Source organism: Rothia sp. SCPM-O-B-18226 (M350) (assembly GCF_058213595.1).
In genome coordinates this window covers 116,688-132,510 of record NZ_JBYQJS010000002.1, presented here as the reverse complement: position 1 = coordinate 132,510, position 15,823 = coordinate 116,688, and the positions used below count along the sequence as shown (strand labels likewise).

General features: G+C 64.1%; 10 protein-coding genes. 1 reads left to right on the top strand and 9 read right to left on the bottom strand.

Annotated features, from left to right (window positions below; genetic code table 11):
- Positions 1 to 20 precede the first annotated feature (20 nt).
- On the bottom strand, positions 21 to 1,979 hold the full coding sequence (locus AC3E6W_RS04610; protein ID WP_490652444.1) for a polysaccharide biosynthesis protein: 1,959 nt from the start codon (positions 1,977 to 1,979) through the stop codon (positions 21 to 23).
- A complete protein-coding gene (locus tag AC3E6W_RS04605; protein ID WP_490652443.1) occupies positions 1,979 to 3,955 on the bottom strand; it encodes a glycosyltransferase in 1,977 nt (658 codons plus the stop codon). The genes AC3E6W_RS04610 and AC3E6W_RS04605 overlap by 1 nt, the downstream gene beginning before the upstream one ends.
- 531 nt (positions 3,956 to 4,486) lie before the next feature.
- Between AC3E6W_RS04605 and AC3E6W_RS04600 the strand changes: the two genes are divergently transcribed.
- Entirely contained in the window at positions 4,487 to 5,488 is a 1,002-nt protein-coding gene (locus AC3E6W_RS04600) for an NAD-dependent epimerase/dehydratase family protein (protein WP_049333680.1), read from the top strand.
- Positions 5,489 to 5,595: 107 nt separating this feature from the next.
- On the opposite strand, the gene AC3E6W_RS04595 is transcribed toward AC3E6W_RS04600, so the two are convergent.
- The 7 genes from AC3E6W_RS04595 to AC3E6W_RS04565 all read right to left on the bottom strand — a co-directional run bounded on the left by AC3E6W_RS04595 (position 5,596) and on the right by AC3E6W_RS04565 (position 15,577).
- Entirely contained in the window at positions 5,596 to 6,786 is a 1,191-nt protein-coding gene (locus AC3E6W_RS04595) for an L-threonylcarbamoyladenylate synthase (RefSeq protein ID WP_490652442.1), read from the bottom strand.
- Between the two features lie 167 nt (positions 6,787 to 6,953).
- Positions 6,954 to 7,856, bottom strand: coding sequence for a peptide chain release factor N(5)-glutamine methyltransferase (prmC, locus tag AC3E6W_RS04590; protein WP_490652441.1), 903 nt, complete (start codon positions 7,854 to 7,856; stop codon positions 6,954 to 6,956).
- Between the two features lie 150 nt (positions 7,857 to 8,006).
- Positions 8,007 to 9,089: a peptide chain release factor 1 gene (prfA, locus tag AC3E6W_RS04585; protein WP_049363905.1), complete on the bottom strand. Its 1,083-nt coding sequence runs from the start codon at positions 9,087 to 9,089 to the stop codon at positions 8,007 to 8,009.
- A 151-nt stretch (positions 9,090 to 9,240) separates the two neighbouring features.
- On the bottom strand, positions 9,241 to 11,400 hold the full coding sequence (gene rho / locus AC3E6W_RS04580; protein ID WP_490652440.1) for a transcription termination factor Rho: 2,160 nt from the start codon (positions 11,398 to 11,400) through the stop codon (positions 9,241 to 9,243).
- Positions 11,401 to 11,894: 494 nt separating this feature from the next.
- Positions 11,895 to 12,863, bottom strand: a complete 969-nt coding sequence (thrB, locus tag AC3E6W_RS04575) for a homoserine kinase (RefSeq protein ID WP_049333719.1) — start codon at positions 12,861 to 12,863, stop codon at positions 11,895 to 11,897.
- A 163-nt stretch (positions 12,864 to 13,026) separates the two neighbouring features.
- Entirely contained in the window at positions 13,027 to 14,127 is a 1,101-nt protein-coding gene (gene thrC, locus AC3E6W_RS04570) for a threonine synthase (protein ID WP_490652439.1), read from the bottom strand.
- 160 nt (positions 14,128 to 14,287) lie between these two features.
- Positions 14,288 to 15,577, bottom strand: coding sequence for a homoserine dehydrogenase (locus AC3E6W_RS04565; RefSeq protein WP_294646412.1), 1,290 nt, complete (start codon positions 15,575 to 15,577; stop codon positions 14,288 to 14,290).
- Positions 15,578 to 15,823 lie beyond the last annotated feature (246 nt).

The window sequence follows — 15,823 nt, the reverse complement described above, 5'->3', positions numbered from 1 at the left end:
GGCGTCGAAGAGCCAGTCGGTTAGAAGGTCTGCGCGTTCTCCAGGGTGCGCGGATCGGGTGCGCGCTCCAGGCCGTGGCGTTCGTAGCCGCTGTGCTCGCGGTAGTTCTGAATCCACAGCTCGTAATCGAGCTCATCAGGGTCAAGTGCCGGGGCACTCGACCGGGAAATATACCGGTTCTCCTCACTAGGTACCAGCTTCTCGGTACCGCCGAAGAGAGCCTCATCCAGCTTCTCACCCTTGCGAAGACCAATCTCCTTGATCTCCACGTCATACCGCTCATACGCCTGGCGCATCGCCTTCGCAACATCCAGGATCTTGACCGGCTGACCCATATCCAGCACCATGACCTCGCCCGGGCGACCAATCGCACCGGCAAGCATCACCAGCAGGCAGGCATCGGTAATCAGCATGAAGTAACGGGTCGCACGCTTATCCGTCAGAGTAATCGGACCACCCGAAAGAATCTGCTTCGTAAAGAGCGGCTTAATCGAACCGCGCGAACCAAACACGTTACCGAAACGAACCGACACGTAGGTATTGCCGGTCTTCTCGCCAAAGTACGCGGTCAGACGCTCCGCCACGCGCTTGGACTGGCCCAGCGCAGTCTTCGGATCCGCCGCCTTATCGGTCGAAACATTCACGAAGGTCTTCACGCCCACCGCCTCCGCGGCACGCAACACGTTCAGAGTGCCCAAGGAGTTCGTCTTCCACGCCTCCTGCGGGTACGCCTCCAGCGCCGACACATGCTTCAAAGCCGCAGCGTGGAACACCACCTCGGGGCGACGGTCACGGAAAATCTCCAGCAGATTATCACCCTCACGAATGTCAGCCAGAATAATGCGGTCATCATCCAGGCTCGACTCATGAGTAATCGAAACCTTCGTCTCCATCAGCAGAGTCTCATCATGATCAAGCATCATGAGGGTCTCCGGCTCAAACTCGCTAATCTGACGGCACAGCTCAGAACCAATCGAACCGCCCGCACCCGTGACCAGCACGCGCTTACCGTGCAGGTACGAACGCAGAATATCGCGGTCAATATCGTAGTTAATCTCGCCACGAATCACGCGCATCAGGTCGTTATCGCTCGCGGTAATCAGACGCTCACCCATCAGTCGAGCATTCGCGCTACTAATACGCTGAACCTCAACCTTAAGCTTACGCATGCGGTTGCAGAAGGACTCGAAGTAATCCTCCGACATATCCGAAATCGTCACCAGAATCTTACGGGTACCCGATTCACGAATCACCTGCTCCAGCTCGCGGTAAGTAGTAATCACCGAAATGCCGTGGAACTTCGTACCAGCCTTCAGCTGGTCATCATCGAAGACCGCAACCGGGCGAAGCTTCGCATCCTCATCGTGCAGCATCGAATCCATGACCATGCCGCCGATAAAGCCAGCACCGTACACAATCACCGGCTCACCGGTCAGCTCACGCACAGCACCGCGCTCAGTGTACACACGCTTCGCCATGCGAGCGCCCGCCATCATAATGAGGCTAAACGCCGCCGCAATCGCAGGCACGCTATGCGGAATATGCGGCAGACCCAACAGCTCATCTACAAAGGAGAAAGCAGTCAACGCCGCACCCGCGCTCAAAGCAGCCGCGCCGGCACGCCAGGACTCGTCAAACGAACCGTACGAATAGACGCCGTTATAAATCTTCACGCCCGCCAGACCAATGACCAGGTGCAACACCACAGCCAACGTAGCGGTCATCGTCAACGACGCCGGGTGAATAATATCGAACACCGAGCCGTTACTGAGCAGCACACTATAGCGGAGCATATACGCGAACAAAACCGCCAGGACCCAGGCACTCGAATCAATCAGCGCCTGCGCAATCAACCACCACGGCTTACGCTCATACAGGCGGTTCACCAGCATCGTGCCAGAGTCACCCTCCGTCACCATCGTGCCGCGCTGAGCAGCCTTCCGCATCACCACATGAGCGTGAGGTTTCAACTGAGCCACTACATGCCTCCTTCAGATGCGGCACCGGTAGAACGGTCCGAAGATGAGCGAGTAGAGGATGCGCGTGCGGCCACGGTGGACAGCGCGCGGAAAGCGTTGCGGCGCAGGGATTCGGGCACGAAGCGGTACACGCTGCGCACCGCCATGTTCTGCGCCCAGCGGGCCTTCGAAATGGCGTGGCCCGTGTACAGTCGGCGTTGAATCGCCCAGTCCTGCTTCCAGGCGTCCACTCCCCCGCGCTTCGTGTAGGCGCCGGCGCCCACGCGGTAGCGCACGAGAGGTGCGGGCAGGTTGCCCAGGCGGTAGCCGGCGTCGCGCAGGCGCATCCACAGCCACCAGTCCTCGGCACCGGGCACGTACTCGTAACCGCCGAGGGTCTGCACGGCGCTCTTACGGAATGCCACCGAGGGGTGGTAGATCGGGTTGCGCGAATCCATGGCGCGGAGCAGTCGTTTGGGCTCGACGATGGCCTCGCGAACCGATTCGACCGCCGAGTTGTTCTCGTTGACCTCGAGCATGGCCGAACCGAGTAGCGCGTAGCCACCCGCGGCCAGGGCCGGAATCAGCTCGGCGAAGCGGGTGGGCTCGGAAATATCGTCAGAATCGGCGCGCGCCACCAGCTCGTAGCTGCAGGCCCGCAGACCCGCGTTCAGGGCCTCGGCCAAACCCACGTTCTGCGGTAGCTCCACGAGCTGAATCGGCGGGCAATCCAGGTTCTCGGCGCGGGCACCCCAGCGGTCCACCACGGCGCGCAGCGCGGGGGTGAGCGGACCGTCCAGAACCAGCACGAGCTCGGAGGGGCGCAGGGTCTGGTTCAACAGATTCGATTCCAGCGCCTGTTCCAGGTACGCGGGGTTCTCCTTCGCGTACACGCTCATGAGCACCGAGAAGTCGGGGGCGGAGCTCACGCATCCAGCGGCCCCGGCGTTCCCGGTCACGACCGGCTCGGGGTTCGAGGCCGGAACGCCGTAGCGCCCCGGGAAGGTCAGCGGGTAGATGCCCTCCAGCACCCGGCGGTTCGGGGTGGGCGGGCGCAGGCCGTCACGCAGACCGTTCAGGAAGTACCCCAGGTAGGTACGGCGGTCGTCGGTACGAAGCAGGGTGGAGACCCACAGGCGGGCCGAAGAACCACCGTAGAGCAGCTTTTCCAGCGGGTTCAGGGTACGCGAGCGCGTAAACACCCACAGCTTGTTGCGCACGTCGTTATAGAAGCGCGGGCCGGGGTTGGCGTTCGTCGTGCCGAAGGTCTTGGTGTGGTGCTTCGCCACCGAGGAAGGCACCGCAATGCCGTCGCGGTGGTGAATCAGGCGGGTCGAGAATTCGAAATCGTCGTTCCAGATGAAGAATTCGGCGATGGGCAGGCCGCCGTTACGGCGGATGGCCTGCGCGTCCATGAGAATCGAGACGAAGGAGGCGCTACGAATCGGGCGGGCCCCCACCGCGCGGGCGCGGGCGTGGCGCTGCTCCCCCGCCGCAAACATCGTGCGAGGGGTGTTCATGGGGTGGTCCTCACCGTTCGTCCACACCACGCGAGAGGCCACCACCGCGGGGCGTTCGGCGGGAACCTCGGAGTAGCCGAGCCACGCCTCAGCGGCCTCGGCCAGGGTGTTCTCAGTCGGCTCGGTGTCATCATCCATGACCCACACGAGGTCGGGGTTGTGGCGTTCCAGGGCGCGGTCGATGCCCACCGCGAAACCGCCGGCGCCGCCCATGTTCTGCCGCAGGGTAATGCGGTCCACCGGCAGGTCGTACTCCAGGGAGTCCAGGTATACGGCGGTGTCATCGGTGGAAGCGTTATCGACGATGACCACGGCGACCGGGCGCATCCGGCCCGAGGCGATGCCCGCCAGGGTCTTGGGAAGCAAATCGCGGCGGTTGTAGGTTACGATCACCGCGACGGTGCGGGGTTCGTGCTGACCGTCATGTTCGGCGGGGTGCTGGGTAGGCGCGGGTCGGTCGCTGTGCTGTTCTGCCATAGTGTTCTCCCTCCGCGGCGCCGAGGCACCTTATCCGTTCAACGTTGAGGCATATCCTTCTCCGTGCGGGGACCGGGTGTTTCGGCGGTGCCCGCGACGCTCATGTATGAGGATATAACTCTCCAAAGTGACCATTTTACCGGGGTCTTCACCTCGAGGTGAATCTTCCCCCACTAACGCACCCATTATGACGCATATTCAACCTCAACCGGTTGTTTTTTCGCATATCGGACTGCGCCGGCCCCGCGGCAGTTCACTCTTCGCCAGAGGGTGAATAACCTCTAAGGATTAGGTGGAGGCGCAGGTTACGAGCTGGTATTACGGCCCGCGACGAAGCAAGGTGCCATTCAGCCAATGTTTTCAAGGCTGTTTTCGATGGCTCCCCTGTGCCCGAGCTGTGCCCGTCGTGCGAAAAAGCGACCAAAAACCGGTCACCGCCCCAACAATTCACCATAACCGGTGCAAATATGCGAAAGTTGAAATGACCCTGTTTTTCCCCGCACCGACCGCGGGCTTTTGAGAGGTAAAGACATGTCCGAATCCAGGTGGAAAGTCATTGGCGCCAGCGGCTTTGTTGGTTCCGCCATCGTTGCGCGTCTGAACGCAGAGGGGATCAGCGTCGATCCCATTGAAGCGCCCCGCCTCGCCACCCGATCCCTTGACGTAGACAGCATTATCGACGAGGCAGAACAGCTGGAGGGCATCATCGATTCCCTCGCAGAAGCCTTCGCCAGCGCGCAGGTCGTGGTGAACGCCGCCGGCCTCGCCGCCCCGAATATGCAGGACCTGCCCCCGCTCATGGGCGCGAACGCCCTGCTGCCGGCTGTCATCGCGATTGCCGCCCAGCGCACCGGCGTGCGCCGCGTCATTCATCTCTCCTCCGCCGCGGTGCAGGGCCCCCGCCCCGTGCTCGACGCATCCGAGGAGACCGCCCCCTTCAGCGCCTACTCGTTCTCCAAGACCCTTGGCGAGGAAGCGCTGCTCGACCTGCAGGACTACTTCCTGGAGGAGCATCCCGAGAGCGCACCCGAGCTGTGCATCCTGCGCGCAACCAGCGTTCAGGGTCGCGGCCGCCGCACGACCGAGCTCTTTGCCAAGATGGCCTCCTCCCCCTTCGCATCGGTGGCCGGTGCGGGCCAGGGTAAGTCCCCCGTCTCCAGCGTGTACGCGCTGGCCGAGTTCGTGGTGATGCTCGGAACCTTCCCCGGCGAGCTGCCCACCATCGTGCTGCAGCCCTGGGAAGGCGCAACCGTCGCCTCCGCATCACTGGATGCGGGCCGCCGCAAGCCCCATCACCTGCCCGAGTGGCTCTGCCGCGCGGCCATCAAGGCCGGCTACAAGGTATCGGAGCTCATGAACGATAGGTTCTCCGGTTCCGTGCGTAAGGTCGAGGTCATGTGGTTCGGTCAGGGTATTGACGATTCCTGGGCCCGCAAGAACAACCTGCTACCCACCCCGCGCGTGCGCGAGGTGTTGCGCACCGCCCACACGGCACTGGGTAAGAAGAAGGACCGCCGCTTCGCCAATAGCTAGGTGGCGCCGCCTCCGGCGAGAGATAGCATAAGGGAACGCCCGATACATCTGTTGATATATCGGGCGTTCCCTTAAGTTTTACTCCTGAGTTTTAACCGTGGCCGGGCCTACAGGTGATCCTCGGCGGCTTCCGGGGCCTCGGTCTTAGCATCAGCCTCGACCTTGACTTCAGGTTCGGTCTTCTTCTGCTCGGCCTTGGCTTCAGTCTTCGGGGCGGCGGGTGCCTCGCCAAAGACCAGGGCGCGGGCAGTATCGGCAGGGACGGGCTGAACCCGCGGCTCATCCGCGTGAATCGGCTTGGGAGTGTTGTCGCGGTAGCCGCGCGAGCGCTCCTGGTCCACCGAGCTGATGCCGAAGCCCGAACCCAGCGCGCTCGTAGCGCCCAGCAGGGAGGCGGCAATCGAACCAGCCGCGGGTGCCTCGGCGCGGCGGGCGGGTTCGCCGCTCACCGTGTGGGTGCTGTCCCACTGCTCGTAGGCTTCGTCCAGGCCCTCCTGCTCGTCCAGCGCCTGCTGGGAGGCGTTCGAGGTGTTCGACTCGTTCTGCGTGGGGGCCTGTGCCTCCTCCACCTTGCGGGCCGCCTGTTCGTCGGCCTCGGCGCGGGTCAGAATCGAGGGGATCACCTCGCGGAGCTCCTCAACGGGAATCGCGCCCTCGCGCACCACCACGTAGGGGAACGAGGTGCAGTCCAGGATGGTCGAGGGAGCCGGCTCGCGTTCGGTCACCACCGTGACGCCGTCCTCGTTGGGCTCTGATTCGTGCGGCTTCGGGCGGGGGCCACCGTCAATAATCACCGCGACGTCCTCGCCCAGGGAGTCCATGGCGGCCTGGGCGGTCGCGGCAGCCTCCTGGCCGGTCTTGTTAGCGCTCGAGACGGCCAGCGGGCCGTGCTCGGTCAGCAGCTTCAGGGCAAACTCGTCGTCGGGAACACGCACCGCGACGGTGCCTCGGGTCTCGCCCAGGTCCCAGCTCAGCGAGGGGTAGGCGTGAAGAATGACGGTCAGCGCGCCGGGCCAGAAACGGTAGCCCAGGTCGTAGATGTCGTCCGGAACGTCATCCACCACGCCGGCGAGCGCCGCGATATCAAAGATGAGTACGGGCGGCGGCATGGTGCGGTCGCGGCCCTTATCTGCCAGCAGTTTGGCAACGCCCTGATGCGAGAAGGCATCGGCGGCAATACCGTAGACGGTATCGGTGGGCATCACAATCGTGTCGTGCGCCTTGAGGGCCTCGCGGGCGGCGTCCAGCGCCTCGCGGGTCTCGGTTTCAGTCGTTACGGGGTACAGCTTTGCAGTCACGGGTTATATTGTCTCACGTTTTATGGATTGCGGCGATATGCCGGGGAGGGTGCGCGTCACGGGGTTGACGCGTCGCGCCTCGTCGGCGGCTGATGCGACGGTTAGGATGCGCGGCGGCTCCGTTCGGTGGCCCCGCCCGGCTCGGAGGCTAGGAGTCGGCCCCGATGCTAGGAGCCTGCGGCGGCAGGTTTGTAGCCCGCGCTGTGCCGGGGCCTGCCATTCAGGTCCCGTACCGGGTAGCACCGTTCGAAGCCAACGCGCGCCAGGAGCTCAGCGACGGCTTCTTCCTGGGTGTCGTCGTGCTCCATCATGAAGAAGCCTCCGGGGGCCAGCAGCTCGTAGGCGCGCGCGGCGATGGCGGAGGGCATCTGCATGCCGTCCGCTCCCCCGCCGTACAGCGCCATCTCCGGGTCGTGCAGGGCGGCCTCCGGGTCGGCGGGCACGTTCGCCGACGGAATGTACGGCGGGTTGGAGAGCACCGCGTCGAAGCGGCCAGCCAGCTCGGTGAGGGCGGTGAGGGCGTCCCCCTGCACCAGGTGCACGCCGAGCGACTCCAGGTTCTTGCGGGCGTAGGGGATGGCCTCTTCGGAGAGCTCCACCGCGAAGACTTGGGCGTTCGGCAATTCGCTCTTGACCGCCGCCGCAATGGCGCCGGAACCCGTGCACAGGTCGACGATGCGCAACTGACCGGTCGCCGACTCGGCGCGTGCGCTCAGCACCTTGAGGGCTTCTTCGACGAGCAGTTCCGTTTCGGGCCGGGGTACGAATACGCCCGGCCCAACGGACAGCTCCAGGTGATGGAAGGGGGCACGCCCGGTGATGTGCTGCAGCGGCTCGCGCGCGGCGCGGCGGGCAACCAGCGCCTCGTACTCTGCGACCTGCGCGGGGGTGAGTCGTTCCCCCATAAGCAGGGCCCGCTGCAGCTCGGCCCGAGAACCACCGTGGAGCAGGTGCGCTGCGAGTAGCTCGGCGTCCACGCGGGGGCTGGGCACCTGCGCCAGGGCCGCGGTGGCGCGCGTCAGCACCTGCGCGAGTTCTTCCCCGCGCGGGTCGTGCACATTCACCTTCATGAGCTCTCCTCCTCGTCTTTCAACGGCTCAAAGCCTATCGCTGCATACAGGTGAGGGGCTCCACCGCCGCAGCGGCGAGCCCCTCACCAACGTTTCATGCCGAATCAAAAAATCGGCATAAGCCTATACAGAACCTACTTCTGCACAGGGTTACTTCTGCTCCTGGCCCACCTGAGCGAGGCGGTGCGCCTCGTCCATCTCAATAGCGGACTGAACCACCGGCTCCAGGTCACCGTTCAGCACGGCGTCCAGGTTGTATGCCTTGTAGCCGGTACGGTGATCGGCGATGCGGTTCTCCGGGAAGTTGTAGGTACGGATGCGCTCCGAACGGTCCATGGTGCGCACCTGCGAAGCACGGTGTGCCGCGTTCTCAGCGTCAATCTGCTCCTGCTGGTGAGCCAGCAGTCGCGCGCGCAACACGCGCATCGCGGCTTCACGGTTCTGCAGCTGAGACTTCTCGTTCTGCATCGCCACGACAATACCGGTCGGCAGGTGGGTAATACGCACCGCCGAGTCGGTGGTGTTCACCGACTGACCGCCGGGGCCAGAAGAACGGTACACGTCAATCTTCAGGTCGTTCTGGTTAATCTCGATTTCCTCGGGCTCATCCACCTCGGGGAACACCAGCACACCCGCGGCGGAGGTGTGAATACGGCCCTGAGACTCGGTCGCCGGAACACGCTGCACGCGGTGCACGCCACCCTCGTACTTCAGGTGCGCCCACACGCCCTCGGCCGGCTCGTTCGAGGAGCCCTTAATAGCAATCTGGGCGTCCTTGTAGCCACCCACGTCGGTGCTGGTCGAAGAGATAATCTCGGTCTTCCAGCCCTTGTGCTCGGCGTAGCGCATGTACATGCGCAGCAGGTCACCCGCGAACAAGGCGGCCTCGTCACCACCGGCACCGGCCTTCACCTCGAGAATGACGTTGCGGCCATCGTCCGGGTCACGCGGAATCAGCAGGCGGCGCAACTTCTCCTGAGCTACCTCCAGCTCCTCCTCCAGGCCGGGCACCTCAGCGGCGAACTCCGGGTCCTCCTCGGCCATCTCGCGGGCGGCCTCGAGGTCGTCCTTGAGCGAGGTGTACTTGTTGTAGGCGGTCACGATACCGGTCAGCTCCGCGTAGCGGCGACCCACTCGGCGTGCCTTACCCTGGTTCGACTGCACGGCGGGATCGGCCAGCTGATTCTGCAGGTCAGCGTGCTCGTCCAGCAGAACCTGAATAGATTCAAACATTCTGTTCTCTCTTCCATCTCCCGCACTTTACGCCGCACGGGCGGGCACTAGAATTCGTCACTCCCCTGACGGGGCGCCTCGCTGGGAGGCACGGGTGAACGCCTCACGCGCCCCACCGTCGTACCGGGGTGGGGCGCGTGAAACACGGGTCTTAGTCGACCAGGCGCAGGCCGTTCTTCTGCACCGTGAGCAGGAACTCCACGTTGCTTTCGGTCTTGCGTAGCTGGTTGGTCAGAACGCCCAGGGCCTGCTCGGGCTCCATGCCGGCCAGGGCACGGCGCAGACCCCACATGATCTTGATTTCGTCCGGGGAGAGCAGGTTCTCTTCGCGGCGAGTACCGGAGGCGTTGATGTCCACGGCCGGGAAGATACGCTTGTCGGCCAGCTGGCGGGACAGACGTAGCTCCATGTTACCGGTGCCCTTGAACTCTTCGAAGATCACTTCGTCCATCTTCGAGCCGGTCTCGACCAGGGCGGTAGCCAGAATGGTCAGCGAACCGCCCTCTTCGATGTTGCGGGCGGCACCGAAGAACTTCTTCGGCGGGTACAGCGCGGCGGAATCCACACCACCGGACAGGATACGACCAGATGCGGGAGCCGCCAGGTTGTAGGCGCGGCCCAGGCGGGTCATGGAGTCCAGCAGCACGACCACGTCGTAGCCCAGCTCCACCATACGCTTAGCGCGCTCAATAGCCAGCTCGGCAACCGTGGTGTGGTCCTCGGCGGGGCGGTCGAAGGTCGAGGCGATAACCTCGCCCTTGACGGTGCGCTGCATGTCGGTCACTTCTTCAGGACGCTCGTCCACCAGGACCATCATCAGGTACACGTCCGGGTTGTTCACGGTAATCGCATTCGCGATGGACTGCAGCATGAGGGTCTTACCGGCCTTCGGCGGCGAGACAATCAGACCACGCTGGCCCTTACCAATCGGGGACACCAGGTCCACCACGCGGGTACCCAGCTTCTTGGGGGTGGTCTCCAGGCGCAGACGCTCCTTGGGGTAGAGCGGGGTCAGCTTGGAGAACACGCGGCGGTTAGCGGCCTCTTCAACGCTCTGACCGTTAATCGCCTCAACCTGAACCAGCGCGTTGAAGCGCTGGCGGCTGTTCGGCTCACCCTCGCGCGGCACGCGAATCGCGCCGAGCACGTGGTCGCCCTTACGCAGGTTGTACTTCTTCACCTGGGCCAGGGAGACGTACACGTCGTTGGTGCCCGGCAGGTAGCCGGTGGTGCGCACGAACGCGTAGTTGTCGAGGATGTCCAGCACACCCGAAATCGGTGCCAGCACATCGTCTTCGTTTAGGCGGGGCTCATTCTCCTCGCGGCGGCGAGCCTGCTTCTCGGTGCGCTCGGCCTGACGGTCACGCTTGGAACGGCGCTCGGTACGCTCGGAGTTCTTACGCTCGGCACGCTCTGCGCGCTCGGCCTGACGGTCACGCTTGGAACGGCGCTCGGTACGCTCTGCGCGTTCGGTGCGTTCGCCGTCCTGATCGCGGCGACGCTCGCGGGTGCGGGTGCGCTTGGAGCTCTTCTCGCCGTCAACGGCGCCGAAGGTCATGTCCAGGGCGGCGTTCAGGCTGTCCAGGCTTGCGGTGCCATCGGCGGTGGATGCCTTCAGCTCGGAGGAGTTCGGAGCCGAATCGCCCGGCTCGGAACGCTCAGAGATACGCTCCGCGGCCAGCTCAGCGCGCACATCCAGCGGGGGAAGCTCTGCGGGCTTCTCGTCCTTGCGGCTACGGCGGGTGCGCTTCTCGGGCTTCTCCGACTTCTCGGACTTCTCACCCTTCTCGGAGGCCTCGGGGGCCTCCTGACCCTCGGCGGCGCGGCGAGCGCGAGCACGCTTCTGAGCGGGGGTCTCGTAACGCGAAGAGCGGGTGCGCTTCTCGGACTTCTCAGACTTTTCGGAGCCCTCGGAGCCGCTCTTTTCTGCCTTCTCGGCCTGTGCCTCAGCATCCTTCTGGACGCGGGTACGGCGGGTACGGCGAGTCTTCTGAACAGGCTCGGAGTCCTTCTCACCCTCGGCGGGAGCCTCAGCGGAGGCCTCGGCGGCCTTCTCCTCGGCCTTCGCGGTGGGCTTTTCGGAAGTCTTTTCGGCGGGGGTCTCGGCCTTCGGAGCGGCCGGGGCAGCTACGGCGCCACCACGCTGGTGCTCCTCCAGAGCCTGAACCAGCTCCGCCTTCTTCAGCTTCAGGTAGCCACGAATACCCAGCTGCTGAGCCAGGACGCGCAGCTGCGCGACCTTCAAATTTGCCAGTTCCGGCGCGGTCGATGCCGTGCCGAACTCATCGGTGACAACAATATTTTTTGCCAACTACAATTCCTTTGGTTGTAAGCCCTGAAAATCTTCAGAATAAAGATCGGGCGGGCGCTATAGCGCGGTCAAAGGTTCCTGCGCCGCCGCAGAACGCGGCGACCTGCACCTTCGACTCCCTCGAACCGCGCTGGAGGCGGTTCGCGTCTCTTACCGTACCCGCCGATTCAGACACGGCGAGCACACACGGAAGATAAGGCGCTCTATCATTATGCGTGCACCCCTCATTCATCGGACCCGCACCTGGGGCCTGGGGCCGGCGGGTCAAGAATGAACGGTCGGGAGGGTTCAATCGCCGTGACCGAGACCGTACCTTCACGTCGGCACCCTGCGGGTGAGGCATTGTAGAAGGTAAGCTCCCCTCCGAGGCCCAACCGGGTACAAGGTCCGGAAAGGGGCGAAACGGGGTGAGGTACAGAACGTACCCGCGAGGAAGCGTCAATTACGGTCGTCGTCGAACGGCGGGTAGAACCCGCGATAGGACGTTACACGTCCTACTGAGTAACTATAACACCTTCAGTATCAATTTCAAGAGGGAGCACGCGCCACTTCAGACGACGGTCCTCCACCTCGCTCGCGGGGCTCTGCGCCTCGAACTCGGCAATAGCCTCGGCGGCCTGCTGCACCTGCTCATCACCGCGGGCGAAGGTCAGGACAGTCGGGCCAGCGCCCGAAATCACGGCGGCCAGGCCGCGCTCGCGCAGGAAGGCGACCAGGGCGGCCGACGGCTCCATGGCGGGAACGCGGTAGCCCTGATGCAGGTAGTCCACCGTCGCATCCATCAGGTACTCGGGAGCATCCGAGAGCGAACGCACCAGCAGCGCGGAACGCGCCGAATTGGCCGCGGCCCGAGCGTGAGGAATCTCCGCGGGAATCAGGGAACGGGCCAGCTTCGTGGACACCTCGTAGTCGGGCACGGCCACGACCGGACGCACCTGCGGGTGCACCGGAATAATCAGGGAGTGCCACTCCCCCAGCTGTCCCCAGGACACCGAGAGGTTACCGTAAATCGCAGGAGCCACGTTATCGGGGTGACCCTCCATATCGGAGGCGACCTGCAGCATACGCTCGCGGTCCAGGCGGTGCTCCTCGGGCAGCAGCGCGCTGGCGGCCGCCACGCCGGCAACAATCGCGGAGGCCGAAGAGCCCATGCCGCGCGAGTGCGGAATCTTGTTATCCGCAATCAGCTTCAGCGGGGGCAACTCCTCCAGGCCGGCCGCCTCAAAAGCCGCCTTCATGGCGCGAACCACCAGGTGGTTTTCGTTGCGCGGAACCTCGGCGCTACCCTCACCCGTCAGCTCAAATTCCAGGCCGGACTCGATGCGCTCAACCCTCAGCTCATCGTAGAATCCCAGGCCCAGGCCCAGGCTGTCGTAGCCGGGACCCAAATTGGCGCTCGTGGCGGGCACGCGCACGGTGACGGATGCGCCCACGGGAATATCAGAAAGGTTCAGGGAAGACATGTGAAGAGGTACCTCGCGATCGGTGACGGAGTGAGCGAGCGGGATGCTGATAATCCGCACATCCGCCATAACAATGGGTGGTGGCGGGGTACGGGCCCCGCCATCATGCAGGTGCACCCCGCCCCGAAAACCGGGACGGAGTGCACCTCGTAGTACGAATAGGCTAGTGCAAATCGAGAATATTTGCCACAGCAACCACGTCGAAGGGAGCCTTGGTCGGCTCGACCTTCACGCCGTTCACTGCCTCCAGGGCCCACTGCGGGTCCTTCAGGCCGTGGCCGGTCACGGTGATGACGATGGTCTTACCCTCGGGGGCCTCACCCGCGCGGTGCTTCTTCAGCAGACCCGCCACACCGGCGGCCGAAGCAGGCTCCACGAACACGCCCTCGCGCGAGGACAGCCAGCGGTGCGCCTCGAGAATCTCCTCGTCGGTCACGGCCTCAATCACGCCGCCGGACTCGTCGCGGGCGGCCTCGGCCTTCTCCCACGAAGCGGGGTTACCGATGCGGATCGCGGTTGCGATGGTCTCGGGGTTCTCGATGGGGTGACCCGCCACGATCGGGGCGGCACCGGCGGCCTGGAAGCCCCACATGATCGGGCGCTTGGTGGCCACGGGCTCCAGAACCTCGCCGTCACGGTTGGTGTAGGGCTCGGAGTACTCCTTGTAGCCCTTCCAGTACGCGGTGATGTTACCGGCGTTGCCGACCGGCAGCATGTGGTAGTCGGGGGCGTCGCCCAGGGTGTCGACGACCTCGAAGGAACCGGTCTTCTGACCCTCGATACGGTAGGGGTTCACCGAGTTCACCAGGAACACGGGGTAGTTCTCGCTGAGCTTGCGAGCAATCTCGAGGCAGTTGTCGAAGTTACCGTCAATCTGGATGATGTCGGCGCCGTGAGCAATCGCCTGGGAGAGCTTACCCATGGAAATCTTGCCGTCCGGAACCAGCACGGCGCAGCGCAGACCGGCCTGCAGCGCGTAGGCTGCGGCGGAAGCGGAGGTGTTACCGGTCGAAGCGCACACCACTGCCTTCGCGCCGTCACGCTTAGCGGCGGTCATGGCGCTGGTCATGCCGCGGTCCTTGAAGGAACCGGTCGGGTTCATACCCTCGAACTTCAGGTAAACGGTGTTGCCGGTCTCGGCGGACAGCGCCGGGGCGTGAATCAGCGGGGTGCCACCCTCACCCAGAGTCACGGCCTGAACGTCCTCACCGAAGGGCAGACGGTCACGGTATTCCTTGATAACGCCCTGCCACACGTGTGCCATTGGCTTCTCCTTTAATCTTGAGGCGCACCGCCCGTCGGGGTCCTGTGACCCCGGTAGCGGGTACGCGGGTTCGTCAGTGAGCGAGGGGCCTCGCGGGTTGCCCTCGCAGGTTTAGTGCGGCGCATCAGGCCGCGGGATTGGATAGTCTCTCGACGTGCACCTAGTGCTTCTCGGACTCCACGCGAATCACGGAGTTCACCTCACGCACCGTATCGAGCGCGTCAATCACGGCGATGGCGCGGCGCAGGTCGGAGTCCTTCGCGGAGTGGGTCACCATGCGAATCTGAGCCACACCCTCCTTCGGGGCGGACTGACGCAGCGAATCCACCGAAATGCCGTGCTCGGCCAGGATGCGGGTAATGTTCGCCAGAACACCCAGGCGGTCCTCCACCAGAACGCCCACCGAGTAGCGAGAAATCACGTTGTCCAGGCTGGTTGCGTGCAGTTGAGCGTGGGAGGTCTCGGGAACACCGGGGCCGCCCAGCACGAGGCGACGAGCCAGGGACACGAAGTCACCCAGAACAGCCGAAGCAGTAGGAGCGCCACCCGCACCGGGACCGTAGAACATCAGCTCACCGGCGTTCTCAGCCTCGACGAACACGGCGTTGAACGCACCGTGCACGCCGGCCAGCGGGTGCTGGCGCGGAATCAGGGTCGGGTTCACGCGAATGTTCACACCGTCTTCACCCTCGCGCTCGCAGATAGCCAGCAGCTTGATGACGTAGCCGTCGGCGTCCGCGGCCGCAACGTCATCGGCGGTGATGGCGGTAATGCCCTCGGTGTGCACGTCATCAATCGTGAAGTCCGAGTGGAACGCCAGCGAAGCAACAATAGCGGCCTTCGAAGCGGCGTCGAGGCCCTCAACGTCGGCGGTGGGGTCGGCCTCGGCGTAGCCCAGCTTCTGGGCGTCGGCCAGCGCATCCGAGAAGGAGGCGCCGGTGGTGTCCATCTGATCAAGAATGTAGTTGGTGGTGCCGTTCATGATGCCCAGAACGCGGGTCACGCGGTCACCGGCCAGGGAGTCGCGCAGCGGGCGCAGAATCGGAATCGCACCGGCCACGGCGGCCTCGTAAGAGAGCTGAGCACCGGACTCATCAGCGGCGGCCTGCAGCTCCACACCGTGCTTGGCCAGCAGGGCTTTGTTGCCCGAAACGACGGACTTGCCGGCGTTCAGCGCGCGCAGGATGCGGGTGCGGGCCGGCTCGATGCCGCCGGTCAGCTCGATCACCACGTCGGCGGCGTCAATCAAAGCTTCGGCGTCGGTGGTGTACAGCGAGGGGTCGGCATTCCAGTGGCGAGTTGCCCGAGTATCACGCACGGCAATGCCAATCAGCTCGACGGGCGCACCAATGCGCTTCTCAAGGACGGCGTTATCCTCTATCAGGATGCGTGCCGCCTGGGAACCGACGTTACCGGCACCCAGCAGGGCAACTTTGATTTTGTCAGCCACGATAGTCTCTTTCTACGGTCGTTCCGGGGCGTTCCCCGGGGTCTCTTCGGGCTACGGTGCGGCGCGCTACGCGGAGCACGCACTCAACACCACTTTATCAAGAGGCGGGATGAAGCCATCGGCCTCAAGCTGCGACTTTTATTCTCTGAGATGAGGCATCCCTCACAATCATGAGGTGAGCCTTATCGTCGGCGGAGTCTTGAACGCGCAATACCGTGAAGCCCCGCCTGCAACCGCCGCCTCACG

Coding starts and splice junctions, on each gene's coding strand:
- AC3E6W_RS04605 (WP_490652443.1), bottom strand. CDS start 3,955: ATGGCAGAACAGCACAGCGACCGACCCGCGCCTACCCAGCACCCCGCC.
- AC3E6W_RS04600 (WP_049333680.1), top strand. CDS start 4,487: ATGTCCGAATCCAGGTGGAAAGTCATTGGCGCCAGCGGCTTTGTTGGT.
- prmC (WP_490652441.1), bottom strand. CDS start 7,856: ATGAAGGTGAATGTGCACGACCCGCGCGGGGAAGAACTCGCGCAGGTG.
- prfA (WP_049363905.1), bottom strand. CDS start 9,089: ATGTTTGAATCTATTCAGGTTCTGCTGGACGAGCACGCTGACCTGCAG.
- thrB (WP_049333719.1), bottom strand. CDS start 12,863: ATGTCTTCCCTGAACCTTTCTGATATTCCCGTGGGCGCATCCGTCACC.
- thrC (WP_490652439.1), bottom strand. CDS start 14,127: ATGGCACACGTGTGGCAGGGCGTTATCAAGGAATACCGTGACCGTCTG.